The following is a 23,640-nucleotide window of genomic DNA, read 5'->3' as shown; positions in this document are numbered from 1 at the left end:
TCTCCACTGCTTACATTTTTTCCGGGGCGGAAACGCCCAGGATGTTCAGACCATTGGCCAGGACCTGGCGCGCGGCGCAGGCCAGCGTCAGCTTGGCATTGCGTTCGCTTTCGTCGGCCACCAGTACCTGCGTGCCGTGATACCACGTGTGGAAGGCGTGCGCCAATTCACGCAGGTACTGCGCGATCAGGTGCGGTTCCAGCGCCAGGCCGGCCGCTTCAACGACTTCCGGGAAGCGCGACATTTCCACCATCAGCCACAGCGACGCCTCATCGCCGAGCGAGGACAGCCCGGTCAGCCCTTCGGCCGGCGTGTAGCTCAGCTTCTTCTCCTGCGCCTGGCGCAGCAGGCTGCACACCCGGGCATGCGCGTACTGCACGTAGAACACCGGATTGTCGTTGCTCTGCTGGCGGGCCAGATCGATATCGAAGGTCAGCTGCGAATCGGGCTTGCGCGCGATCAGGAACCAGCGGGTGGCATCGCGGCCGGCCTCTTCGATCAGGTCGCGCAGGGTCAGGTAGCTGCCGGCACGCTTGGACAGCTTCACTTCCTCGCCGCCGCGCATCACCGTCACCATCTGGTGCAGTACGTATTCCGGCCAGCCCTTCGGGATGCCGACGTCCAGCGCCTGCAGGCCGGCACGCACGCGCGCCAGCGAACCGTGGTGGTCCGCGCCCAGCTCGGTGATCGCGCGCTCGTAGCCGCGCTGCCACTTGGAGAGGTGATAGGCCACATCCGGCAGGAAGTAGGTGTAGGTGCCGTCGGACTTGCGCATCACGCGGTCCTTGTCGTCACCGAAGTCGGTCGAGCGCAGCCACAGCGCGCCGCCTTCCTCATACGTATGGCCGGCCGCGTTGAGCTGGGCGACGGTCTCTTCGACCTTGCCGTCCTTGTACAGCGAGCTTTCCAGGAAGTAGATGTCGAAGTCCACGCCGAACGCGGCCAGGTCCTGGTTCTGCTCGTTGCGCAGGTAGGCCACCGCGAAGCGACGGATCGCATCGAGATTGTCCGGGTCGCGCTCGCCGACCACCGAGTGGCCTTCCAGCTCCACCGTGGCGCCGGCCAGATAGGCCTTGGCCACATCCTCGATGTAATCGCCGCGGTAACCGGCTTCCGGCCAGCCGGCGTCGTCGGGCTTGAGGCCCTTCGCACGCGCCTGGGTGGACAGCGCCAGGTTCTCGATCTGTACGCCGGCGTCGTTGTAGTAGAACTCGCGCTTGGCGTTCCAACCGTTCACTTCCAGCAGGCGCGCCAGGCAGTCACCGATCGCCGCCGCGCGGCCGTGGCCGACATGCAGCGGACCGGTCGGGTTGGCCGACACGTATTCCACGCCCACGGTGCGGCCGTTGCCGCTCAGGTTGTGGCCGTAATCGGCGCCTTCCTTGAGCACGCCGGCCGCTTCGCGCTGGTAGGCGCTGGGGGCGAGGTGGAAATTGATGAAGCCCGGGCCGGCGATCTCGACGCGCAGCACATCATTGCTCTTGGGCAGGGCATCGAGCAGCGCCTGGGCCAGGGCGCGCGGGTTGCTGCGCGCCGGCTTGGCCAGCAGCATCGCGGCATTGGTGGCGAAATCGCCGTGCTCACGGGTCTTCGGGCGTTCGACCACGAATTCCGGGGTCAGGGTATCGGCCGGCAGAGTGCCGTTGGCGCGCAAGGCTTCGATGCCTTGGCTGATCAGGGCGCGGAGGAGATTTTTCACAAGGCCTGCTTTGGGACTGGAGCGGCGGAATCGGCAATTTTAGCCCAGAAGCCACCCCGATCCATTGAACCGGGGCCGAGCGGGGCGCTTGGCGTACCGGATCAGGCCGTCCCCGCGCCCATCCAGCCGCGCGCGGCCATCGATACCGGGGCTCCGTCGCCGATCACGACATGGTCGAGCAGGCGGATATCCACCAGGGCCAAGGCCTGCTGCAGCAGCGTGGTGATCCGGCGGTCCTCCAGCGAGGGTTCGGCACTGCCGGAAGGGTGGTTGTGGCTGACGATCACCGCGGCCGCGTTGTGCAGCAGGGCGCGGCGGACCACTTCGCGTGGGTAGACCGCTGCAGCATCCACCGTGCCGCTGAACAGCTCCTCGCAGGCCAGTGTGCGGTGCTGGTTGTCCAGGAACAGTGCGGCAAAGACCTCGTTGGGCCGGGCGCGCAGCCGCTGCTTGAAATAGCGCCCGGCGGCGGCCGGGTCGCGCAGGCTCTCGCCGCGGGCCAGCTCGGCCGCCAGATGGCGATGCGCCAGTTCCAGCCCGGCCACCAGCTTGCAGCTGCGCGCCGGCCCAAGGCCGGGCAGGGCCGCCAACGCGGCGGCCGGGAGGTCGAGCAGGTTGCGCAGGGGGCCGTGGGCCTGCAGCAGGTCGCGGGCGGTTTCGACCGCGTCGCGGCCGCGCAGGCCCGAACCCAGGAAGATCGCCAGCAGCTCGGCATCGGACAGCACGCCGGCGCCTTGGGCAAGCAGCTTTTCGCGGGGACGCTCGGCACTGGGCCAGTCTCGGATCGACATGGCGCCAGTCTCCCTCGGTGTCGAGCGGGCCACCATCGGTGAACCGGGTGGCATCGTGTGGGTAAATGCAGGGCATCGTGCCAAGTCGGGCGGTTGCTTATGACGAAAATCTGCCTGCTTATGCCGCTGGCGCATCAGGCGGCTTACGGACCATCGGGTAAGCTAATCGCCTCGGTTCGACAGGAACACCCAAGGTGGCTGACTCCCCCCAGGCTTCTCCGGCGGCCGCGCGCCCGTTGGAAGGCCAGAAGCTGTTGTTGTGCGTTGGTGGCGGGATCGCTGCCTACAAGTCGCTGGAACTGGTGCGCCGCCTGCGCGATGCCGGGGCCCAGGTGCAGGTCGCGATGACTGCCGGGGCCCAGCAGTTCGTCACCCCGCTGAGCTTCCAGGCACTGTCCGGCCAGCCGACCCGCACCACCCTGTGGGACAGCGCGGCCGAGCAAGCCATGGGCCATATCGAGCTGGCCCGCTGGGCCGACCGCATCGTGGTCGCCCCGGCCACCGCCGATCTGCTCGCGCGCCTGGCCAACGGCCACGCCGATGATCTGGTCACCACCCTGTGCCTGGCCACGACCGCGCCGCTGACCGTGTGCCCGGCGATGAACCACCGCATGTGGCTGCACCCGGCCACCCAGGCCAACATCGCCCTGCTGCGCGAGCGTGGTGCCCAGGTGATCGGGCCGGAAGACGGTCCGCTGGCCGAAGGCGAGTCCGGTCCCGGTCGGCTCACCGAACCGAACGCGATCGTGGCCGCGCTGGCCCGGCTGCACGCGCCGGCCCCCGCCGAGCCACCGGCGAGCAGTGAACTGAAGGGGCTGCGCGTGCTGATCAGCGCCGGCCCCACCTATGAAGATATCGACCCGGTGCGCTACGTCGGCAACCGCAGCAGCGGCAAGATGGGCTACGCGCTGGCCGCCGCCGCCGCCCGCCTGGGCGCGCAGGTGGTGCTGGTCAGTGGCCCGGTCCAGCTGGCCACGCCTGCCGGTGTGCAGCGCGTTGATGTGCGCTCGGCCGCGCAGATGCGCGAAGCGGTGCTCGGTGCGTTGCCGGCCGACATCTATATCGGTGCGGCCGCGGTGTCCGATTACACCCCGCGCCAGGTCGCTCCGCAGAAACTCAAGAAGACCGCCGATACCCAGAGCCTGACCCTGGAGCTGGTGCGCACCCCGGACATCCTGGCCGAGGTGGCCACGCAGACCAACGCGCTCAAGCTGGTGGTCGGCTTCGCCGCCGAAACCCACGATGTGGAGAAGTACGCGCGCGGCAAGCTGGTCGACAAGCGCCTGGATCTGGTGATCGCCAACCAGGTCGGGATCAGCACCGGCGGTTTCGAGAGTGATGAAAACGCGGCCACGGCCTACTGGCAGGGCGGCGAACAGGTGTTCCCCGGCACCTCCAAGGCCGTGCTGGCCGAACAACTGTTGTCCCTGATTGCCCAGAGGTTGCACGCATGACCATCGATTCCTCCCTCCAGCCGTTGCAGGTCAAGCTGCTCGATCCGCGTTTCGGCGACGAATGGCCGCTGCCGGCCTACGCCACCGAACACAGCGCCGGCCTCGATCTGCGTGCTGCGCTGGAGACCGAGCTCACGCTGCAGCCGGGCGACACCGCGCTGATTCCCAGTGGTATCGCCATTCATATCGCCGATCCAAACCTGGCCGCCGTGGTGCTGCCGCGCTCCGGGCTTGGCCATCGCCACGGCATCGTGCTGGGCAACGGCACCGGCCTGATCGATGCCGATTACCAGGGCCCGCTGCTGATCAGCGCCTGGAACCGCGGCCGCGAGCCGTTCACGCTGCAGCCCGGCGATCGCATCGCCCAGCTGGTGGTGCTGCCCATTGCACGCGTGGCGCTTCAGGTAGTGGATACTTTCACCGACAGCGCCAGGGGAACGGGTGGATTCGGCCATACCGGGGTGCGCTGACAGGGGAGCGTCATGAGCAAGGCGAAGGCGGAAGGACGGCCGCGGTTGACCACAGGGCGCTCGGTGCTGCTGTTGGCCGTGCTGCTGGTGCTGTTGGCGGTCTGGTTCGGGTGGAGCGGTGTGCGCCAATGGCGCCAGGCCGCCGTCGGCGCCGAGCTTGAACACTCCCGCGACCAGGTGGTCGCGGGGCTGCAGACGGCGCTGACCGGTCAGCTCGGCAAGCTGGGCAAGGTGCTCAAGACCGAGCGCGTTGCCAGCGCACTGGCCAGCGGCAACGCACAAGGTGCGGCCGTCGCCATCCGCGAAGGCTGGCCCGGCGTGGAAGACGTCCAGATCCTCACGGCCGATCTTGATGCGGCGTACGCCGATCCGAAGGCCTTCGGTTACTCGCGCCTGGCCCTGCTCGAGGCGGCCATCGCCGATGACACACCCGTCGGTCGCGTGGTGCGCGATGCCGGCGGCCAGCGCCTCGGCCTGGCCGCGGCGGTGGAGCTGGGCCCGCAGGGGGCGGCCGTGGTCTACGTGCGGCAGCCGCTGCTGCGGCTGACCGGCATATTCGACCAGGTCGCCGTGCCGGGCGCCGGCTATCTCGCCCTGCGCCAAGGCAATCACAACGTGATTGAACAGGGCAGCCGCGGGCTGTCCGGCGGCGCTGAAGCGCTGGCACGTCCGATCGGCACCAGTGGCCTGCGCCTGTCGGCCGCGGTGCCGGACATCGAACCGGGCCCGTTGGGCCTGGGGGCGATCTCCAGTGCGATCGTGGCCGTGTTGTTGCTGCTGATTGCCGTGCTGCTGGTGCTGGGCAAAGGCAAGGTGCCGTTGCCGCGTCGCCGGGGTGCCGCCGACAGCGGTGCCGACGCCGGTCCCACCTTGAGTGAAAGTCTCGCCCAGGTACCGCTCGCGGTGGCCGCCGTCGAGAGCGTTGATGAAACAGCAGCGGCCGCGCCGCCGCCGGCCGTGCCGGGCGAGACCGTCGCGGCCGGGATCTTCCGCGCCTACGACATCCGCGGCATCGTCGGCCGCGAGCTGACCCCCAAGGTCGCCGCCCTGATCGGCCAGGCGATCGGTTCGGTGCTGAAGGTCCAGGGCCTGCGCGACATCGTGGTGGGGCGCGATGGACGCCTCTCCGGCCCCGAGCTCACCGCCGGCCTGATCGAAGGCCTGCGCCGCGCCGGCTGCAACGTCACTGATATCGGCCTGGCGCCGACGCCGGTGGTGTACTTCGCCAGCTACCACCTGCGCGCCGGCAGCTGCGTGGCGGTGACCGGCAGCCACAACCCGCCGGACTACAACGGCTTCAAGATCGTGGTCGGCGGTGAAACGCTGTCCGGCGATGCGATCACCGAGCTGTACCACCGCATCCGCGATGGTCAGCTGCACGTGGCCCCCGAGCCGGGCAGTTTCCAGACCCGCGACGTCAATGCCGACTACATCCAGCGCATCGCCGATGACGTGCAGCTGGATCGCCCGCTCAAGGTGGTCGCCGACGCGGGCAATGGTGTGGCCGGCGAGCTTGCCCAGCCGCTGCTGGAAGCGATCGGTGCGGAGGTCATTCCGCTGTACTGCGATGTGGACGGCACCTTCCCGAACCACCATCCGGACCCGAGCGACCCGCGCAATCTGGAAGACCTGATCCAGACCGTGAAGCGCTTCGATGCGGATATCGGCCTGGCCTTTGATGGCGACGGCGACCGTCTCGGCGTGGTCACCCGCGAAGGCAGGATCATCTACGCCGATCGCCTGCTGATGCTGTTCGCCGCCGATGTGCTGATGCGCAACCCGGGCGCGCTGGTGATCTACGACGTGAAGTGCAGCGGCAAGCTCTCCGATTACGTGCTGCGCAACGGTGGCAGCCCGCTGATGTGGAAGACCGGCCATTCGCTGATGAAGGCGAAGATGCGCGAAACCGACGCCGAGCTGGCGGGCGAGATGAGCGGGCACTTCTTCTTCAAGGAACGCTGGTTCGGCTTCGACGATGGCCTGTACGCCGCCGCGCGCCTGCTGGAAATCCTGGCGCAGCGCGAAGAGAGCCCCTCGGAGGTGTTGGACGAACTGCCCGACAGCGTCTCCACCCCGGAGTTGAAGGTGCCGGTGGACGCAGGCACCCCGCACGCGCTGGTGTCGCTGTTCGTGTCCTCGGTGCAGGTGGAGGACTCGCCGTTCGCCGGCGCGCGCCTGTCCACCATCGACGGCCTGCGTGCCGATTTCCCCGATGGCTGGGGCCTGGTGCGCGCGTCCAACACGACCCCGGTGCTGGTGCTGCGTTTCGAGGCCGATGACGAGGCGGCGCTGGAGCGCATCAAGGCCCTGTTCCGCGCGCAGCTGCAACCGCTGCTGCCGGGTGTGGACCTGGGCTTCTGACCGGCATGGGTACCGACCAACGGTCGGTACCTAGCCCTTGAACCGCAGCCCCACGCCGGGCTCGGTGAACAGATAGCGCGAATCCAGCGCCGAATCGCCCAGCTTGTGGCGCAGCTTGCCAACCAGAATCCGCAGGTAATGCGTGTCGTGCTGGTGTGTCGGCCCCCAGATGTCCTGCAGGATCTGCGGCTGGGTCACGACCCGCCCGGCATTGCGCAGCAGCAGTGACAACAACGCGTACTCCTTGCGTGTCAGTGCCACCGGCGCACCCTCCAGATGTACTTCGCGCCGCACCAGGTCGATATGCAGGTGCCCATCATCGAACTGGGGCAGCACGCCCTCGCTGGAGACCGTGCGCGAGCGCAGCAGGGCACGCACGCGCGCCATCAGCTCCTGCGTGCCGAACGGCTTGGTCACGTAGTCGTTGGCGCCGGCATCCAGCGCCCGCACCTTCTCGGTCTCGCTGGCGCGCACGGTCAGCATGATCACCGGCACCTGGCTCCACTGACGCAGCTCGCCCAGCACGTCATGGCCTTCCATGTCGGGCAGGCCGATATCCAGGATCACCAGGTCCGCCCCTTCGCCGACCAGCGCTTCCAGCCCGGCCTGGCCGGTGGCGGCCTGGGACACGCGGTAGCCCTGCGCGCGCAGGCTGATCTCCAGGAAGCGCCGGATCTGCGCTTCATCGTCGATCACCAGCACACGCGCCGGGGGCACGCCGTGGGAAGCCTCAGGAATCATCGGTGTCATCGGCAGGGTGGGGCTGCAGCAAGGGCAGGGTGATGCGGATCAGGGTACCGCGTCCGTCGCGGCCCGGCAGCGCCTGCACGCTGCCGCCATGCGCCCCGATCATGCCCTGGCAGATGGTCAGGCCCAGGCCGGTGCCATGCCGGCCGCGGTCGCCGCGCTCCACGCTGTAGAACATGTCGAAGATGCGCGCCCGCTCGTCGTCGGGAATACCGGGGCCGGCATCGAGCACGTCGATGCGCAATTCGCCCTCGACCAGCCGCGCCTGCACCTCCACCGCCGCACCGGGCGGGGAGAACTTGGCCGCGTTCTCCATCACGTTGAACACCGCCTGCTCGACCAGCGCCGGATGCACCCAGATCGGCGCCAGTTCAGCGGGAATATCCAGCTTGAGCAGCACGTCGGGCTGATAGCGCTGCAGGCGGCGCGCGGCCGAACCGACCAGCTCATCCACGCCGATCCAGTCGCGGTTGATCTGCAGGCCGTCATGGCCGAGCCGGGTCATGTCGAGCAGGTTCTGGATGTAGCGGTCCAGGCGCTCGCCTTCGACCAGGATGGTATCCAGCAGGGCGCGCCGGTCACTGGCATCCATCGCATCGGCGTAGCTGGAGAGGCTGTCGGCCGAGCCGATCATCGCCGCCAGCGGCGAGCGCAGGTCATGCGACACCGAGGACAGCAACGCCGAGCGCAGCCGCTCGGTCTCGTTGCTCACGTGCGCCTTCTCCAGATCGGCCACCAGCTGGGTGCGCAGCGCAGCCTGCGCGATATCGTCCACCATCGCCTCGGCCAGCTGGCGCTGCTCGGGCGTGAGCCGCGGCGCCTCGCGCGGGAAGCGCATGCCGGCCACGCCGATCGCCCGGTCGTCGCCGTCCAGCAGCGGCAGGAACCACCAGCCGGCACCGGCCAGCGTATCGGTGAAGCGCCCGCTGGGCTGGCCGTGCCGGTGCGCCCAGTCGGCCGCGGCCAGATCCGTATCACCTGGCGCGGCGCTGCCACTGGCGCTGGTGTACTGCCCGATGCGCAGCCACGCCGGGGCATCCATCGCCTGCTCCAGCGCTTCCCGGCCGGCCTGCGCGACCTGCTCGTTGCTGGGCGCACTGGCCAGCTGCCGGCCCAGTGCCTGGCGCGCATGCGCGTGCCGGTTGGCGGCGCGCAAGGCCACCACCTGCATGCGCAGGCGCGAGGCCAACCGCCCTGCCACCAAGGCGGCGGCCAGGAACAGGAAGACCGTGATCACGCCCTGGCGCGCGCTGATCGCGAAGGTGAAGCGCGGCGCGATGAAGAAGAAGTTGTAGGCGAGGAAACACAGCGCGGCGGCGATCACCGCCGCACTGGTGCGGCTGCGCGCAGCGACCATCACTACCGCCACGATGAAGACCATCGACAGGTCGTACAGCCCGATCCAGCGTTCGGCGACCAGCGCCACCAGGCAGGCGGCCGCAGTGGCCCCCACTGCCAGCAGCGCATCCTTGCCGGCGCTGCGGCTGGGTATCGACAGCCCGGACCGGCGTGCCCGCGCACGTGCCTGTGGTGTACCGATGATGGTGATCTCGAAATGCGCGCCGCGTCGGATCAGCTGCTGGGTCAGCGTGCGGTTGAGCATGCGTGCCAGCGGCCGCTCGCGTGTGCGGCCCAGCACCAGCGTGGAGACACCGTTGTGTGCGGCATGGTCCAGCAGCGCATCGGCGATGCTGGAGCCATGCAGCAGCTCCGCTTCACCCCCGAGGCGGCGGGCCAGGGCGAAGGCGGCATCGATCTCGCGCCGGGTCTGCTCGTCGTGCGCGCGCGCCTGCACCGTCACCACCGTCCACGGCGCATCGCGCCGCTCGGCGATGCGCCGGCCGACCCGCACCAGGTACTCGCTCTGGCCGCCGCCATCGATCGCCACCAGCACCCGCCGGCGCAGCGGCAGGTTGCCTTCGCCGCGCGCGGCACGGGTTTCGCGCAGGCTGCTGTCCACGCGATCGGCGGCCTCCTGCATGGCCAGCTCGCGCAGCGCGGTCAGGTTGGCCGGCGAGAAGAACGCCTGCAACGCCTGCGCCGCCTGCTCCGGCACGTAGACCTTGCCCTGCTGCAGCCGCTCGATCAGTTCGCGCGGCGGCAGGTCCACCAGCACGATGTCGTGCAGGCGGTCGAGCACCGCATCGGGCACGGTCTCGCTGACCCGCACCCCGGTGATCCGCATGACCACGTCGTTGAGGCTTTCCAGATGCTGGATGTTGACCGTCGTCCACACGTCGATGCCGGCATCCAGCAGCTCCATCACGTCCTGCCAGCGCCGCTCGTGGCGACTGCCGGGCACGTTGCGATGCGCCAGTTCGTCCACCAGCACCAGCGCCGGGCGACGTGCCAGCACCGCGTCCAGGTCCATCTCCTCCAGTGCGTGCTGTTGATACTCGCGCTGCAGCAACGGCACCTGCGGCAGGCCCGCCAGCAGCGCCGAGGTGTCGGCGCGGCCGTGGGTTTCCACCAGCCCGATCAACACATCCACGCCGCGGCGCAGCTGCTCATGCGCGCGGGTGAGCATGCTGAAGGTCTTGCCCACACCCGGCGCCGCACCCAGGAACACGGTGAGTTTGCCGCCGGCTTCGCGCTGCAGGGTGTCGACCAGGGCGTCGGCCTGGCGGGTACGGGAGTCGCTCATGGGCGGGGATTGTGCGCCGGTTCGCGCGATCCCGGCATCACGGTCGCGCCTTGAGATCATCCAGCGCCAGGTTCAACGTCATCACGTTCACCCGCGGCTGGCCGAACACGCCCCATTGCGGGCCCCGGGTATTGGCCTGCACCAACGCGGCGACGCGCTCTACCGGCAGGCTACGGCTGCGTGCCACCCGGGCAATCTGCACCTGCGCGGCGGCCGGGGAGATCTCCGGGTCCATGCCGGCGCCGGACTGGGTCACCAGATCGCCGGGAACCTGGGCGGCAGGCACGCCTTCGCGTGCGGCCACCGCAGTGATCGCCGCCTGCACCCGTTGCTGCAGCGCCGGGTTGCTGCGCGCCATGTTGCTGCCGGCGGCGGCCATCGGATCGTAGTTGGCCGCCGACGGCCGCGCCTGGAAGTAGCCGTCGCCCACGAACGGTTGGGCGATCAACTGCGAGCCGCGTACCTGTCCATCCCGGATCAGCAGGCTGCCATCGGCCTGCGCCGGAAACAGCAGCCGGCTTACGCTGGTGGTGGCCATCGCGTAGGCCAGGCCGAGCAGCAGCAGGCTGCTTATGCCGAGCACGAGGGCCGGGCGCCAGGCGCTGTCCTGCTGCAGCTGGGTAGGGGCAGCAGCGCGGCTGCGCGCGGAACGGGGAGCGGACGTAGCAAGCGAGCGGTTCATGCGCCGAATACCGAGACAAGGAAGAGGTCGATCACTTTGATGGCCGCAAACGGCAGCAGCACGCCGCCCAGGCCGTACACCAGCATGTTCCGGCGCAGCAGCGCCGTGGCCGTGGCCGGGCGGAAGCGCACCCCGCGCAACGCCAGCGGGATCAGCGCCGGGATCACCAGGGCGTTGAAGATCAGTGCCGCCAGCACTGCATTGCGCGGGCTGGACAGGTGCATCACGTTCAACGCCGCCATCGCCGGCAGGGTGGAGGCGAACAGCGCCGGCAGGATCGCGAAATACTTGGAGACATCGTTGGCCAGCGAGAAGGTGGTCAGCGCACCGCGCGTGATCAGCTGCTGCTTGCCCACTTCAACGACCGCCAGCAGCTTGGCCGGATCCGAATCCAGGTCGACCATGTTGCCGGCCTCCTTGGCCGCCTGCGTACCGGAGTTCATCGCCAGCCCGATGTCGGCCTGGGCCAGTGCCGGTGCATCGTTGGTGCCGTCGCCGACCATCGCCACCAGCCGCCCACCGGCCTGCTCGGCCCGGATGCGGGCCAGCTTGTCTTCGGGGCGGGCCTCGGCGATGTAATCGTCCACGCCGGCCTCGGCCGCGATCGCCGCAGCGGTGAGCGGGTTGTCGCCGGTGATCATCACCGTGCGGATGCCCATCGCGCGCAGCTGCGCGAACTTCTCGCGCATGCCGTGCTTGACCACGTCCGACAGCTCGATCACGCCCAGCACATGGCGGCCTTCGCACACCACCAGCGGTGTCGCACCGTTGCGTGCCACCTGTTCCACGCGTCCGGTCAGCTCCGACGGCACCGTGCCGCCCAGCGCACGCACATACGCGGTGATCGCATCGGAGGCGCCCTTGCGGATGCGGCGGCCGCCGTCCAGATCGACGCCGGACATGCGGGTCTGCGCACTGAAGGCCAGATAGTCCGCATGGTCCGGCTCGGCCGTCGTGCAGCCCTGCTCACGCGCCAGCCGCACCACCGACTTGCCTTCCGGGGTCGGGTCGGCCAGCGAGGAGAGCAGCGCCGCCTCGCGCAGCTGGCTGGCGTCGATACCGGCAAGGGCATGGAAATGCGTGGCCTGGCGGTCGCCGTAGGTGATGGTGCCGGTCTTGTCGAGCAGCAGCACGTCCACATCGCCAGCCACTTCCACCGCCTTGCCGGACTTGGCCAGCACGTTGGCGGCCAGCGCACGGTTCATGCCGGCGATGCCGATGGCCGGCAGCAGGCCGCCGATGGTGGTCGGGATCAAACACACCAGCAGCGCGATCAGCAGCAGCGGATCGACCTGTACGCCCACGAAGGCGCCGATCGCCGGCAGCGTCGCCACCACCACCAGGAAGGTCAGCGTCATCGCCGCCAGCAGCAGGGTCAGGGCAACCTCGTTCGGGGTCTTCTGGCGGTTCGCGCCTTCCACCAGCGCGATCATCCGGTCCAGGAAGCTGTGGCCCGGCTCGGCGGTGATGCGCACGATGATCTGGTCGGAAAGCACCTTGGTGCCGCCAATCACACCACTGCGGTCGGTACCGGCCTCGCGCAGCACGGGCGCCGATTCACCGGTTACCGCCGCTTCGTTGATGGTCGCCAGGCCCTGAACGATCTCGCCATCGGCCGGGATCAACTCGCCGGCACTGACGATCACATGATCGCCCGGCCGCAGTTCGGCAGCCGGGACCTGGGTTTCACTGGCCCCGGCATGCGCGGCGGCCAGCCGGCGCGCGGTGAGGTCCTGGCGGGCACGCCGCAGCGAGGCCGCCTGGCCGCGGCCACGCGCTTCGGCGACAGCCTCGGCGAAGTTGCCGAACAGCACGGTCAGCAGCAGGATCGCGGTGACCGCCAGGCCGAAGCCCAGCGGCGCATTGCCGCTCAGCGTCACCAGTGCGCTGACCACCGTGCCGACCATTACCACGGCCATCACCGGGCTGTGCAGCAGGTGCCGCGGCGAGAGTTTGATCACGGCATCGCGCAGGGCACGGCGCCAGCCGGCACCATCCAGCAGGCGCTGGCGGCGGTGGGAAGAAACGTTCAACGGGTACGTACTCATGGGAGGCGGTCTCAGTGCAGCGTCAGCGACAGGTGGTCGGCCACCGGGCCAAGGACCAGCGCCGGCATGAACTGCAATACGGTGAGGATGACGATCAGCGCGATCAGGGTCAGCGCGAAGGTCGGGGTTTCAATCTGCAGCGTGCCGGCCGATTCCGGCGCCCGCCGCTTGGCCGCCAGCTGCGCGGCCACGATCAATGGGATCACCAGCACGGGGTAGCGACCCAGCAACAGCACCAGGGTGCAGCTCAGGTTCCACCACACCGTGGCATCGCCGAGGCCCTCAAAGCCCGAGCCATTGTTGGCGAACGCCGAGGTGTACTCGTAGAACACCTGGCTGATGCCGTGGAAGCCGGGGTTGGAGGTGCCGGTGATCGACGGGATCGCCAGGGTCAGCGCGGTGAAGCCCAGGATGGTGATCGGCTGCAGCAGCACCAGCAGCGCGAGCAGGCGCACCTGCGGCGTTTCCAGCTTGCGGCCGAACAGTTCCGGGGTGCGGCCGGTCATCAGCCCGGCCAGGAACACGCCCAGCAGCAGGTACACGATGAACTGCTGCAGGCCACAGCCGATGCCACCCCAGATCGCATTCACCAGCATGTTGACCATCGGCACGGCACCGGCCAGCGGACTGAGCGAGTCATGCATGCCGTTGACCGAACCGTTCGATACCTGGGTGGTGATCGCGGCCCACAGCCCCGTGCCATCGGCACCGAAGCGCACTTCCTTGCCCTCCATCAGCAGCGGGCTGGCCGCCGTGGCCGAGTGACCCTCCAGCCACACGGTGGCGGCAATCGACACGCTGGACATCGCCAGCATGCAGCCGAACACCAGCCCGGCCAGGCGCCTGCGTCCGGTGAACGCGCCGAGCATGAAGATCACCGCGATCGGGATCAGCAGGATGCCGATCAGTTCCAGCGCATTGGACAGCGGGGTCGGGTTCTCCAGCGGCATCGCGCTGTTGGGGCCGTACCAGCCACCGCCGTTGGTGCCCAGCTGTTTGGCCGCGACCATCGCCGCGACCGGGCCGAGCGGAATCTTCTGCGTGTCCATGCCGGCCGCGGCATCGATCGGCGTGGCCTGCGGACCACCAGTGAACGTGGCGGGCACGCCCTGGCTGGTCAGCAGCACCGCCCACAACAGGCACAGCGGCAGCATGAAGCGCACGCACGCGCGCACCACATCGGCGTAGTAGTTGCCCACATCGACACGGCGGTCCGCACTGAGCAGCGCGGCCTGGTCAGCCGGCACGTCCTCAGGGCGCGCACTGAACAGTGCACGCAGGGTGGCGACCACCAGCGCCAGGCCCATCATCGGCGTCACCATCTGCAGCCCGGTGATCGCGGTCATCTGCGCGAAGTAGGACAGCTGCGCCTGGCCGGAATAGTGCTGCTGGTTGGTGTTGGTCAGGAACGACACCATCGTGTGCAGCGCGGTATCCCAGCGCATGTTGGGAATCTGGTCGGGATTGAACGGCAGCCAGGCCTGGGTCATAAAGACGGCCTGCACCAGCACCGCGATCACCACGTTGCTGAGCAGGAAGGCACCCACGTAGCCACGCCAGGACATGCCGCGCGCCGGGTTCACCCCGAGCAGCCGGTACAGCGGTTTTTCAATCCACCCGAACAGCGCGTCGCCGCGCATCGGGCCACCGCGCATCACCCGGGCCAGGTACAGCCCCAGCGGAAAGGCCAGCACGATGCTGGCCAGCAGGATCAACAGGATCTCGGTCATGGTCGGCTCCGGTCAGAAGGTTTCGGGCCGAAGCACGACGTACAACAGATAGGCGGCGGCAACGAGCACCAGCACGCCGCACAGCAGGGAAAGCCAGGCAGACATGGTCGTGGCCTCAAACGCGGGAAAGGGAGCGCGCGGTGCACGGGGCACCGGCGGGGGAGACAGGCAGATACAGGTGCATGGGACGTCCAGGTGGAACCACTCCACGTCAGGCGCTCATGGTCTGCCTGCCCGGCATAAACGCTCCACGCCCGAAACCGGCGACTCCCGTAAAAAGTGCATAAAAAGGTGCTTCCCTCATGGATCGGAGCGCTACATTCCACGGCAATGCAGATGCGCACGGCCGTGTACGTCTGGCCTGGGAACTCCGCCGGAAGGTGGATCGGGTGGCGTCTCCGCTCAGGTCTGTCGCGAGCGTGAGGGCCCCGCAGCGGTGGGCAGGCCCCTCGGCAAATGTCCCCCGGCCGCCGCCCGACCAACCCACCGCCCCCGCGTCCGCAACAGTTCACAGCAAGCTTCATGCCCGCGATGCGGAGCGTAGAAAAACCAAAAAGGCGACCAAAAAGGCCGCCTTCGTTTCAACGCAATCGCACATCCACCCTTACCCGCGCGGATCGCTCCCCACACCCTTCAGCAACCGATAACGCTGCAGCGTGCTCTCGATCTCCACATCCAGCGCCTGGCGCTGCTGCTCGAACGACGCCTGCATGCGCCGCTGCGCCACCAGCTCGGCATGCCGCTCACGGATGCGCTCGGCCTGCTTGTCCGGCACCGGCTGCCCATCCAGCTCGCGGTTGCCCGCGCTGGCCAGCAGCGTGACCAGCGCATCACGCACGCTGGCCACGTTGTAACTGGCGGTGTGGATGTTGTTGTCCAGGATCCCGCTGCGCTCGGCGAACACCCGGCGCAGGTCGTCCTCGTTCTCGTACGTGGCCAGCATGGCCTGCTCGGTGCGCTGGCGGGTCTGCTCGGCCGCCAGGTCCAGGCGCTGCTGCGCGGCCTGCGCAGCAGCGTCGGCGCGTTCCTCGTCGGTCAACGCGCGCTGCACTTGCCCACTGCGCATGCCGCTGCGCAGGTTGAACTCCTCGCGCGCGCTGTTCACCGCCTCCTGGGGCAGGGCATCACTGCAGATCCGCTCGCTGCCCTTGTTCCAGCAGTACAGCTTCTTCGGCGTCGCATCGGCCGTGCGCTTCTGCGCCTGGGCAGGCAACAGCGGCACGGCCAGCAACAGGCCGACAACGGTGAACGTGGCAAACCTGGACATGGTGAAAGCCCCCTGCTCTCAACGCGTAGGACGGCTGCCGTAGCGGGAACGATAGTCCTCCAGCGGCTGCCGGTAGCCGACAAGTTCCGGATTTCCGGAGGCAAAATCAAGCAGGTCGGCCAGCGTGGCCACGGCCACCACCGGAATACCGGCTTCTTCGGCCACGGCCTGCGCGGCCGAACGGCGGTCGGTTTCCGAGGCGATCTCCTGGCGGTCCAGTGCGACCACGATGCCGGCCGGGGTGCCACCAGCACCCTTGATGATCGCCAGTGCCTCGCGGATCGCGGTGCCGGCGGTGATCACGTCATCCACGATCAGCACGCGCTTGCCATTCATGTCGGCGCCGATCAGGTTGCCGCCTTCGCCGTGGTCCTTGGCTTCCTTGCGGTTGAACGACAGCGGCAGGTCGCGGCCGCGCTGGGCGAATTCACAGGCGGTCGCGGTGGCCAGCGGAATGCCCTTGTAGGCGGGGCCGAACACGACGTCGAACTTCAGCCCGGTCGCTTCCACGGCATCGGCGTAGCAGGCCGCCAGCTGGGACATGCGCGCGCCGGAATCAAACCGGCCGGCATTGAAGAAATAGGGGCTCAGACGGCCGGACTTCAGGGTGAACTGGCCGAAACGCAGGGCATCGGCGGTCAGGGCCAGTTGCAGGAAACGGTGGCGATGGTCGCTCATCAAGACTCAATTCAATTCATTTGGAGCGCAAATCCTAATGCATGCCCGCACTTTTCCGCTCGCCGGCCCCTGCGGCCCGGTGTCGCATGAGGCGGTGCGACAACCTGCAAAGGCCCCGGCGCGCGGTAATCGCGTCCGTTTCCAGCCAGCCCCTGCAAGGGCCGAAACGGTATGCTCTTGCGGGTATCGTTCCAGACCCGGGTCAGCATGCGCATCATCAGTTTCAACGCCAATGGCATCCGTTCCGCCGCCACCAAGGGCTTTCTCGAGTGGTTCCGCGCCCAGGACGCCGACGTCCTGTGCATCCAGGAAACCAAGGCCCAGGAAGACCAGCTGACCGACCCGATGTTCCGCCCGGACGGCCACCACTGCTTCTACCGCGACGCCATCACCAAGAAGGGCTACAGCGGGGTCGCCATCTACAGCAAGCGCGAGCCGGACCAGGTGATCACCTCGCTGGGCTGGGCCCCGTTCGACGATGAAGGCCGTTACATCGAGGCGCGCTACGGCAACCTCAGCGTGGTCTCCTTCTATATCCCCTCGGGCAGCTCGGGCGACCTGCGCCAGGGCTTCAAGTACGAAGTGATGGAATGGCTGCGCCCGATCCTGGCCGAGTGGCTGGCCAGTGGCCGCGACTACGTCCTGTGCGGCGACTGGAACATCGTGCGCTCGGCGCTGGACATCAAGAACTGGAAGTCCAACCAGAAGAACTCCGGCTGCCTGCCGCCCGAGCGAGACTGGCTCAACGGCCAGTGCGTAGATGCCGACCAGGCGCTGGATATCGCCGCCGGCCAGGGCTGGACGGATGCCTACCGCCTGCTGCACCCGCAGGGCGAGGACTACACCTGGTGGAGCAACCGCGGCCAGGCGCGCGCCAATAACGTCGGTTGGCGCATCGATTACCAGTTCGTCAGCCCGGGCCTGCGCGAGCGCCTGCGCAGCTGCTCGGTCTATCGCGATGAGCGCTTCTCCGACCATGCCCCGTTCACGGTGGACTACGCCCAATGAGTGAAGCGGTCGAGCCGATGTCCTACAAGGGCTGGGCGGGGATCAAGCGTGCCTTCGGTACGCCCTCGGCGCTGACGATGGCCTTCCTGGGCTTCGGCAGCGGCTTGCCGTTCCTGCTGATCGCCTCGCAGACCCTGTCCACCCGGCTGCGTGATGTCGGCCTGGACCTGGGCAGCATCGGTTTGATCAGCCTGGCCAGCTTCTTCTATCTGATGAAGTTCGTCTGGGCACCGCTGATCGACCGCTACGCGTTTCCGCTGATCGGCTTCCTCGGCCGCCGCCGTTCCTGGCTGCTCGCCTCGCAGATCGCGGTCACCGGTGGGTTGTTCGCGCTGGCGTTCGTGCGCCCCGAACTCGGCGTCACCCCACTGGTCCTGTGGGTGCTGGTGGCCTCGTTCGCCGGCGCCACCCAGGATTCGGTGGTCGATGCCTACCGCATCGAGATCGCACCGGAGAGCGCGCAGGCGGCACTCGCCGCGACCTACACGCTGGGCTATCGCATCGGCCTGATCCTGGCCGGCGCGGGCGCGTTGTACCTGGCCCAGTTCGAGAGCTGGATCGTGGCGTACCTGGCCATGGCCGCGTTGATGATCCTGCCGATCATCACCACGCTGCTGTGCCGCGAGCCGGAACAGCCGGAAGTGCGCATCCAGCGCCGGATCGATTTCTTCGGGGCCTTCTGGCAGCCGATCGCCAGCTTCTTCAGCACCAACGGCGTGGTGCTGGCGCTGGTGCTGCTGGCCTTCGTCGGGCTCTACAAGTTCCCGGATCAGGTGATCGGGGTGATGGCCGGTCCGTTCTATCTGGATTCGGGCTTCACCAAAGCCGATATCGCCACCGTCTCCAAGCTGTTCGGGGTGTGGATGGGCATCGGCGGTGCCTTCCTCGGCGGCATCGCGGTGGCCGCGTTCGGCTTCCGCCGCATGCTGCTGGTCGCCGCGCTGGGCGTGGCGCTGTCCAACCTGGCGTTCCTGTTGATGGCGCACAACCCGGGCCAGCTGTGGGCGTTCTATGCGGCGCTGAGCGCGGACAACCTGTTCCAGGGCTTTGCCGGCACCGTGCTGGTCGCCTTCATGTCCTCGCTGACCGATCGCAACTTCACTGCCACCCAGTACGCGCTGCTGGTCTCGCTGGCCAACCTGCCGGGCAAGTTCGTCGGCGGCGTCTCCGGTTACATCGTGGAGGCGAGCTCCTACAGCACCTTCTTCATCCTCAGCGCCACCACCGTCATCCCGACCCTGCTGCTGCTGGTCTGGCTGTGGCCACGGATCCGGGACCGCAGCACGGCCTGAGGGGTTTGCGTGCCGGCAGCGCCTGATGGATCATGCCGGCACAGTGGCCGCGGGGATGGCGGCGCGCCAACGGGGAGAACGATGGCTGATCTACTGCTGCGGGAGGTGGACCCGCTGTTGCTGGAACGTATCCGCCGCATTGCGGTTGCGCGCGGATGGACCCGCGAGGACACCTGCGTGGCGCTGCTGGAACAAGGCCTGTTCGCCAGCGAACTGGAGGTCCGCAGCGGCTTCCACGATCCCGAGGTCGACGCGCTGGCCGATGCCATCGCCGCCCTGCAGGCGTTGCCGGACGCGCAGGGGCTGTAACGGCGGCACGCCGCGAATGGCGCATCGGCGATCACCGCCGCACGCAGCGCCCCCCGCCGTGGCCCCTCAGCCCAGGTGGATCGCCCCGAGAATCCGCGGCCCCCGCGCGCCACTGACGCTCGGCAGGTTGCCCGGCAGCCCGGCCAGCGTGCGCTGTGCCAACCAGGCGAACCCCATCGCCTCCAGATAATCCGGATCCAGCCCGTGCACCGCGCTGGACTCGATCACCACGCCCGGCAGACGCGCGCCGAGGCGCCGCAGCAGCTGCGGGTTGCGCACGCCACCGCCGCAGACCAGCACCCGCTTCGCACCCGGCAGGTGCGCCAGCAGCGCATCGGCCACGGTGGCGGCGGTCAGTTCCAGCAGGGTGGCCTGCACATCCGCGCCCGACACCTGCCCCTCGCCGAGCTGCGCCTGCGCCCAGTCCAGGTGGAACTGCTCGCGCCCGGTGCTCTTCGGCGGCGGCAGCGCGAACCACGGATCGGCCAGCCAGCGCGCCAGCAGCGCGGCATCCACCTGGCCACTGGCCGCGAACGCGCCGTCGGCATCGAACGGTTCGCCGCGATGGCGCTGGCACCACGCATCCATCAGCGCATTGGCCGGGCCGGTATCGAAACCGCGCGGTGTGCCCTCGCGCGGAATCAGGGTGAGGTTGCCGATGCCGCCCAGGTTGAGCACGGCACGGTCTTCCTCGCTGTCCCCCAGCATCGCCAGGTGGAAAGCCGGCATCAGCGGCGCCCCATGGCCGCCAGCGGCGACATCGCGGCGGCGGAAATCGGCCACGGTGGTGATGCCGGTCAATTCGGCGATGCGGTTGGCATCGCCGATCTGCATCGTGAAGGCGGGGTCGGCCAGCGGCCGATGGCGCACGGTCTGCCCATGCGAGCCGATCGCCTGCACCTGGGTGCGGTCGATGCGCGCGCTGTCCAGCAGGCGGTTGGCGGCCGCGGCGAACGTGATCCCGACCTGGGCATCAAGGCGGCCCAGTGCATCAAGCGAGGTGATGGTGCCGCCTTCTCCCAGTGCGATCAGCTCGGCGCGCATGGCCGGGTCCCAGTCGTGGGTCAGGCCATGGACGAAGCGGCAACCGCCCTCGGCGGGGAACTGCACCAGCGCGGCATCGATGCCGTCAGCGCTGGTGCCGGACATCAGGCCCAGGTAGAGCGGGGTGGTGGGGTCAACAGCAGCGGTCATGGTCAGGCGGTCCAACGGGTTGCGTGCAGCTTCCGCGCAACCCGTTGCCGCCGTCAATCGCAGCGATCAGCCGCGAGTGGATTTGACCGGCTTGCCGGCCTTCGCCGTGGCCGTATCGGTGGCCTTGGCATCCGGTGCCGGGCTGGCATCGGCGTAGATCAGCTTTTCCATGCCCTGGATACGCGCCAGGGCCGGGGCGGTCTGCGCCCGGAAGGCCGCCAGCTCGGCGCCCTGCAGCGGCTCCGGCGGCGGCATCGTCACCGACAGCGGGTTGCGGTGCACGCCGTTGACGCGGAATTCGTAGTGCAGGTGCGGGCCGGTCGCCAGGCCGGTCGAGCCGACATAGCCGATCACCGTGCCCTGGGCCACGCGCTGGCCGGTCTTGATCTTGCCGAAGCGCGACATGTGCCCGTACAGCGTGGTGTGGCCGCGGCCATGATCCAGGATCACCACGTTGCCGTAACCGCGCTGGGTCCCGGCGAACTGCACGCGGGCATCGCCAGCGGCCATGATCGGGGTGCCGGTGCGCGCGGCGTAATCCACGCCCTTGTGCATGCGCATCTTGCCCAGCACCGGGTGCTTGCGCGCGCCGAAGCTCGAGCTCAAGCGCGCGAACTGGATCGGCATGCGGATGAAGCTCTTCTTCAGCGGCCGGCCGCTGGCATCGAAGTACTCGGATTTGCCGTTGCGGTCGAAGCGGAAGCCGCTGTAGGTCTTGCCGCCCGAGCTGAAGGTCGCCGCGAGGATCTTGCTGGTGTCCACCTTCTCGCCTTCGCGCCAGGTTTCATCCAGCACCACGCTGAAGCGGTCGCCCGGCTGCAGGTCCTTGGAGAAGTCGATGTCGTACTTGAAGATCTCGTCGGTCATCGTCGCGATCGCCGAGGGCGACAACCCCGCCTTGCGCGCGGCGGCATACAGCGAGCTGGTGATCTCGCCACTGGCGACCACGCGCCGGGTCGAGCTCTCGCGCTTGCTCACCGTTTCGGTGATCTTGTCGCCGGCCAGGGACAGCTCCACACGGTTGTCGGCATCGCGGTCGAAGCGGATCGTGCGCAGCTCACCGGACAGCGGCAGGTCGAAGGCGATCTCCGCCCCCGGGCGCAGCTTGGTCAGCGATTCGCGCACACCGGGGTGCTCCAGCACCTGGTGCATCACCGTGGCCGGGATGCCGGCCTGGTCGAAGAGGTTGCTCAGGGTCTGGCCGCGCTGGACGCGCAGCACCTGCCAGCTGTCGCCGGGGGTCTGCTGCTGGCGTTCCAGCGACAGCGGCGGCAACGGCAGCGCCAGGGTCGAATGGCTGGCCGAGTAGGGCGAGTCGATGGTGTGCGAGAAGCCGGGGACGATCGTGGCCACCAGGGCGCCGATGGTGGCGAACAGGCTGGCGTGCATCCAGTGGCGGCGGGTCCAGCGCTGGTTGAAGGCCGCGGGAAGATGCTGTTTGAGCTTCCGATGGAGGGCGGTGTCGTGGAGGACGTGGAGACGTTCCTTGAAGCGCTGCTTGCGCGCGCGGCCTTGATCGGAATTGAGCATCGTCGGTCTGTTCCTGGCTGGCCCGGGAGCGCGGGCCCAAACGTCGGTAACATAGACAGGTATAAATACCGCGTCAAACCCTTGTGCCTATTGGCTTTTGTGAAGCACCTGCGGTTAACTTGTACTTAACGTCATTCATATAAATAAGGCATTGCCGGGAGTTGTCACGTGTCCTCGATTGAAGAAGCCATTGCCCTGATCGGGCGAGGCGCCGATGAGATCCTCAAATCCGACGAACTGCGCCAGCGTCTGGAAAGCGGCCGTCCGCTGCGGGTCAAGGCCGGCTTCGACCCCACTGCACCGGACCTGCACCTGGGCCACACCGTGCTGTTGAACAAGCTGCGCCAGTTCCAGGACCTCGGCCACCAGGTGATCTTCCTGATCGGTGACTTCACCGGGATGATCGGCGATCCCTCGGGCAAGAACGTCACCCGCAAGCCGCTCACCAAGGAAGACGTGCTGGCCAATGCGCGTACCTATGAGGACCAGGTCTTCAAGGTGCTGGACCGCGAGAAGACCGAAGTGCGCTTCAATTCGGAGTGGTTCGGCAAGATGGCCGCCGCCGACATGATCCGCCTGGCCGGCCAGCACACCGTGGCGCGCATGCTCGAGCGCGACGACTTCGCCAAGCGCTATGCCGCCCAGCAGTCCATCGCCCTGCACGAGTTCCTGTACCCGCTGGTGCAGGGCTACGACTCGGTGGCGCTGGAAGCGGACGTCGAACTGGGCGGTACCGACCAGAAGTTCAACCTGCTGATGGGCCGTGGCCTGCAGGAGCACTACGGGCAGAAGCCGCAGATCGTGCTGACCATGCCGCTGCTGGAAGGCCTGGACGGCGTGGCCAAGATGTCCAAGTCGCTCAACAACTATATTGGTATCAGCGAGCCGGCCATCGACATCGTCACCAAGACCATGAAGATCGGCGACGACCTGATGTGGCGCTGGATCGAGCTGCTCTCCTTTGATATCAGCCAGGCCGAGGCCAAGGCCCTGCGTGAGCAGGTCGAGGCGGGCGGGTTGAACCCGCGCGAGGTGAAGCTGCGCCTGGCCCGTGAGCTGACCACCCGCTTCCACGATGCAGCGGCCGCCGAACAGGCCATCGCCGGCTGGAATGCCGCGGTGACCGGGCAGGGCGATGTGACCCTGCTACCGCTGCAGGAAGTGACCATTCCGGCCGAAGGCCTGCGGATTGGTGCCCTGCTGACGGCTGCCGGCCTCACCCCGAGCAACTCCGAGGCCTCCCGCAAGCTCAAAGAGCGTGCGGTGAAGGTGGATGGCGAGGTGGTGGAGGATGCCCAGCAGGTGTTCGTGCCCGGTTTCGAAGGCCTGCTGCAGGTCGGCAAGCGCACCTTCGCACGCGTGTTGCTGGTCACGGCCTAAGTGGCACAAGGGGTTCGGGCGATCCGGACCCCTTCCAGCATGAATGTGGGAGAGACGACGTGAAAAAATGTCGTCCACCCCCTTCACAAACGCCCCGGATAGGGACATACTTTCCCTCCCCCGACGCAGGGGCCACCGCAAGGCGGCAACCGCGAAGGAACAGGACTTCAACTTCTTCGAAAGAAGGTGTTGACGGAAACGAAAAGCCTGACATAATAGGCGGCTCGCAACGACGAAAGCCTCTAAGGCGAACGACGAAGCGGCATCGGCAACAACGGTTCACTTCGGTGAAACGGCCTTGAAAAAAGGTGTTGACGAAGCAGATAAGCCGGTCTACAATGGGCGGCTCGCAACGA

General features: G+C 68.0%; 19 protein-coding genes. 7 read left to right on the top strand and 12 right to left on the bottom strand.

Annotated features, from left to right (window positions below; translation table 11 throughout):
- Positions 1 to 10: 10 nt before the first annotated feature.
- Positions 11 to 1,699, bottom strand: a complete 1,689-nt coding sequence (argS, locus tag ABE546_RS17675; protein WP_346464610.1) for an arginine--tRNA ligase — start codon at positions 1,697 to 1,699, stop codon at positions 11 to 13.
- Positions 1,700 to 1,800: 101 nt separating this feature from the next.
- Complete coding sequence (radC, locus tag ABE546_RS17670) at positions 1,801 to 2,490, bottom strand: DNA repair protein RadC (RefSeq protein ID WP_346464609.1); 690 nt, start codon at positions 2,488 to 2,490, stop codon at positions 1,801 to 1,803.
- Positions 2,491 to 2,684: 194 nt separating this feature from the next.
- On the opposite strand from radC, the gene coaBC reads away from it, so the two are divergent.
- Genes coaBC through ABE546_RS17655 form a run of 3 tightly spaced genes read left to right on the top strand, consistent with a single transcriptional unit; the run spans position 2,685 to position 6,775 of the window.
- The gene (coaBC, locus tag ABE546_RS17665) at positions 2,685 to 3,944 is read left to right on the top strand and encodes a bifunctional phosphopantothenoylcysteine decarboxylase/phosphopantothenate--cysteine ligase CoaBC (RefSeq protein ID WP_346464608.1); all 1,260 of its coding nucleotides are present in this window, start codon (positions 2,685 to 2,687) and stop codon (positions 3,942 to 3,944) included.
- Positions 3,941 to 4,414: a dUTP diphosphatase gene (gene dut, locus ABE546_RS17660; protein ID WP_046272982.1), complete on the top strand. Its 474-nt coding sequence runs from the start codon at positions 3,941 to 3,943 to the stop codon at positions 4,412 to 4,414. Before coaBC ends, dut begins: the two co-directional genes overlap by 4 nt.
- Before the next feature lie 12 nt (positions 4,415 to 4,426).
- Positions 4,427 to 6,775: a phosphomannomutase/phosphoglucomutase gene (locus tag ABE546_RS17655; protein ID WP_346464607.1), complete on the top strand. Its 2,349-nt coding sequence runs from the start codon at positions 4,427 to 4,429 to the stop codon at positions 6,773 to 6,775.
- Between the two features lie 30 nt (positions 6,776 to 6,805).
- On the opposite strand, the gene ABE546_RS17650 is transcribed toward ABE546_RS17655, so the two are convergent.
- The 8 genes from ABE546_RS17650 to pyrE all read right to left on the bottom strand — a co-directional run bounded on the left by ABE546_RS17650 (position 6,806) and on the right by pyrE (position 16,571).
- Positions 6,806 to 7,525: a response regulator transcription factor gene (locus ABE546_RS17650; RefSeq protein ID WP_313208803.1), complete on the bottom strand. Its 720-nt coding sequence runs from the start codon at positions 7,523 to 7,525 to the stop codon at positions 6,806 to 6,808.
- Entirely contained in the window at positions 7,506 to 10,166 is a 2,661-nt protein-coding gene (locus ABE546_RS17645; protein WP_346464606.1) for a sensor histidine kinase KdpD, read from the bottom strand. Before ABE546_RS17645 ends, ABE546_RS17650 begins: the two co-directional genes overlap by 20 nt.
- A gap of 37 nt (positions 10,167 to 10,203) precedes the next feature.
- Positions 10,204 to 10,848 carry a potassium-transporting ATPase subunit KdpC gene (gene kdpC / locus ABE546_RS17640; RefSeq protein ID WP_346464605.1) on the bottom strand — a complete coding sequence of 215 codons (645 nt, stop codon included), beginning with the start codon at positions 10,846 to 10,848 and terminating at the stop codon, positions 10,204 to 10,206.
- A complete protein-coding gene (kdpB, locus tag ABE546_RS17635; RefSeq protein ID WP_346464604.1) occupies positions 10,845 to 12,896 on the bottom strand; it encodes a potassium-transporting ATPase subunit KdpB in 2,052 nt (683 codons plus the stop codon). Before kdpB ends, kdpC begins: the two co-directional genes overlap by 4 nt.
- 11 nt (positions 12,897 to 12,907) lie before the next feature.
- Entirely contained in the window at positions 12,908 to 14,626 is a 1,719-nt protein-coding gene (kdpA, locus tag ABE546_RS17630) for a potassium-transporting ATPase subunit KdpA (protein ID WP_346464603.1), read from the bottom strand.
- 12 nt (positions 14,627 to 14,638) lie between these two features.
- Complete coding sequence (locus ABE546_RS17625) at positions 14,639 to 14,731, bottom strand: potassium-transporting ATPase subunit F (protein ID WP_019183961.1); 93 nt, start codon at positions 14,729 to 14,731, stop codon at positions 14,639 to 14,641.
- Between the two features lie 499 nt (positions 14,732 to 15,230).
- Entirely contained in the window at positions 15,231 to 15,893 is a 663-nt protein-coding gene (locus tag ABE546_RS17620) for a hypothetical protein (protein ID WP_313208798.1), read from the bottom strand.
- An 18-nt stretch (positions 15,894 to 15,911) separates the two neighbouring features.
- A complete protein-coding gene (pyrE, locus tag ABE546_RS17615) occupies positions 15,912 to 16,571 on the bottom strand; it encodes an orotate phosphoribosyltransferase (RefSeq protein WP_046272987.1) in 660 nt (219 codons plus the stop codon).
- Between the two features lie 207 nt (positions 16,572 to 16,778).
- On the opposite strand from pyrE, the gene ABE546_RS17610 reads away from it, so the two are divergent.
- From ABE546_RS17610 to ABE546_RS17600, 3 genes are all read left to right on the top strand, one after another.
- Positions 16,779 to 17,579 carry an exodeoxyribonuclease III gene (locus ABE546_RS17610; protein ID WP_346464602.1) on the top strand — a complete coding sequence of 267 codons (801 nt, stop codon included), beginning with the start codon at positions 16,779 to 16,781 and terminating at the stop codon, positions 17,577 to 17,579.
- Complete coding sequence (locus ABE546_RS17605; protein ID WP_313208796.1) at positions 17,576 to 18,871, top strand: MFS transporter; 1,296 nt, start codon at positions 17,576 to 17,578, stop codon at positions 18,869 to 18,871. The genes ABE546_RS17610 and ABE546_RS17605 overlap by 4 nt, the downstream gene beginning before the upstream one ends.
- 81 nt (positions 18,872 to 18,952) lie before the next feature.
- On the top strand, positions 18,953 to 19,180 hold the full coding sequence (locus tag ABE546_RS17600) for a hypothetical protein (protein ID WP_046272989.1): 228 nt from the start codon (positions 18,953 to 18,955) through the stop codon (positions 19,178 to 19,180).
- A gap of 66 nt (positions 19,181 to 19,246) precedes the next feature.
- On the opposite strand, the gene ABE546_RS17595 is transcribed toward ABE546_RS17600, so the two are convergent.
- Positions 19,247 to 20,374: an anhydro-N-acetylmuramic acid kinase gene (locus ABE546_RS17595; RefSeq protein ID WP_346464601.1), complete on the bottom strand. Its 1,128-nt coding sequence runs from the start codon at positions 20,372 to 20,374 to the stop codon at positions 19,247 to 19,249.
- Positions 20,375 to 20,440: 66 nt separating this feature from the next.
- Positions 20,441 to 21,904 carry a peptidoglycan DD-metalloendopeptidase family protein gene (locus ABE546_RS17590; protein ID WP_346464600.1) on the bottom strand — a complete coding sequence of 488 codons (1,464 nt, stop codon included), beginning with the start codon at positions 21,902 to 21,904 and terminating at the stop codon, positions 20,441 to 20,443.
- 168 nt (positions 21,905 to 22,072) lie between these two features.
- Here ABE546_RS17590 and tyrS point away from each other — a divergent pair, with 168 nt between their 5' ends.
- Complete coding sequence (tyrS, locus tag ABE546_RS17585) at positions 22,073 to 23,284, top strand: tyrosine--tRNA ligase (RefSeq protein ID WP_346464599.1); 1,212 nt, start codon at positions 22,073 to 22,075, stop codon at positions 23,282 to 23,284.
- Positions 23,285 to 23,640 lie beyond the last annotated feature (356 nt).

Source organism: Stenotrophomonas sp. TWI377, assembly GCF_039674525.1.
GTDB lineage: Bacteria > Pseudomonadota > Gammaproteobacteria > Xanthomonadales > Xanthomonadaceae > Stenotrophomonas.
The sequence above is the reverse complement of the archived record's forward strand: the minus strand, read 5'-3'. Positions and strand labels throughout refer to the sequence as shown.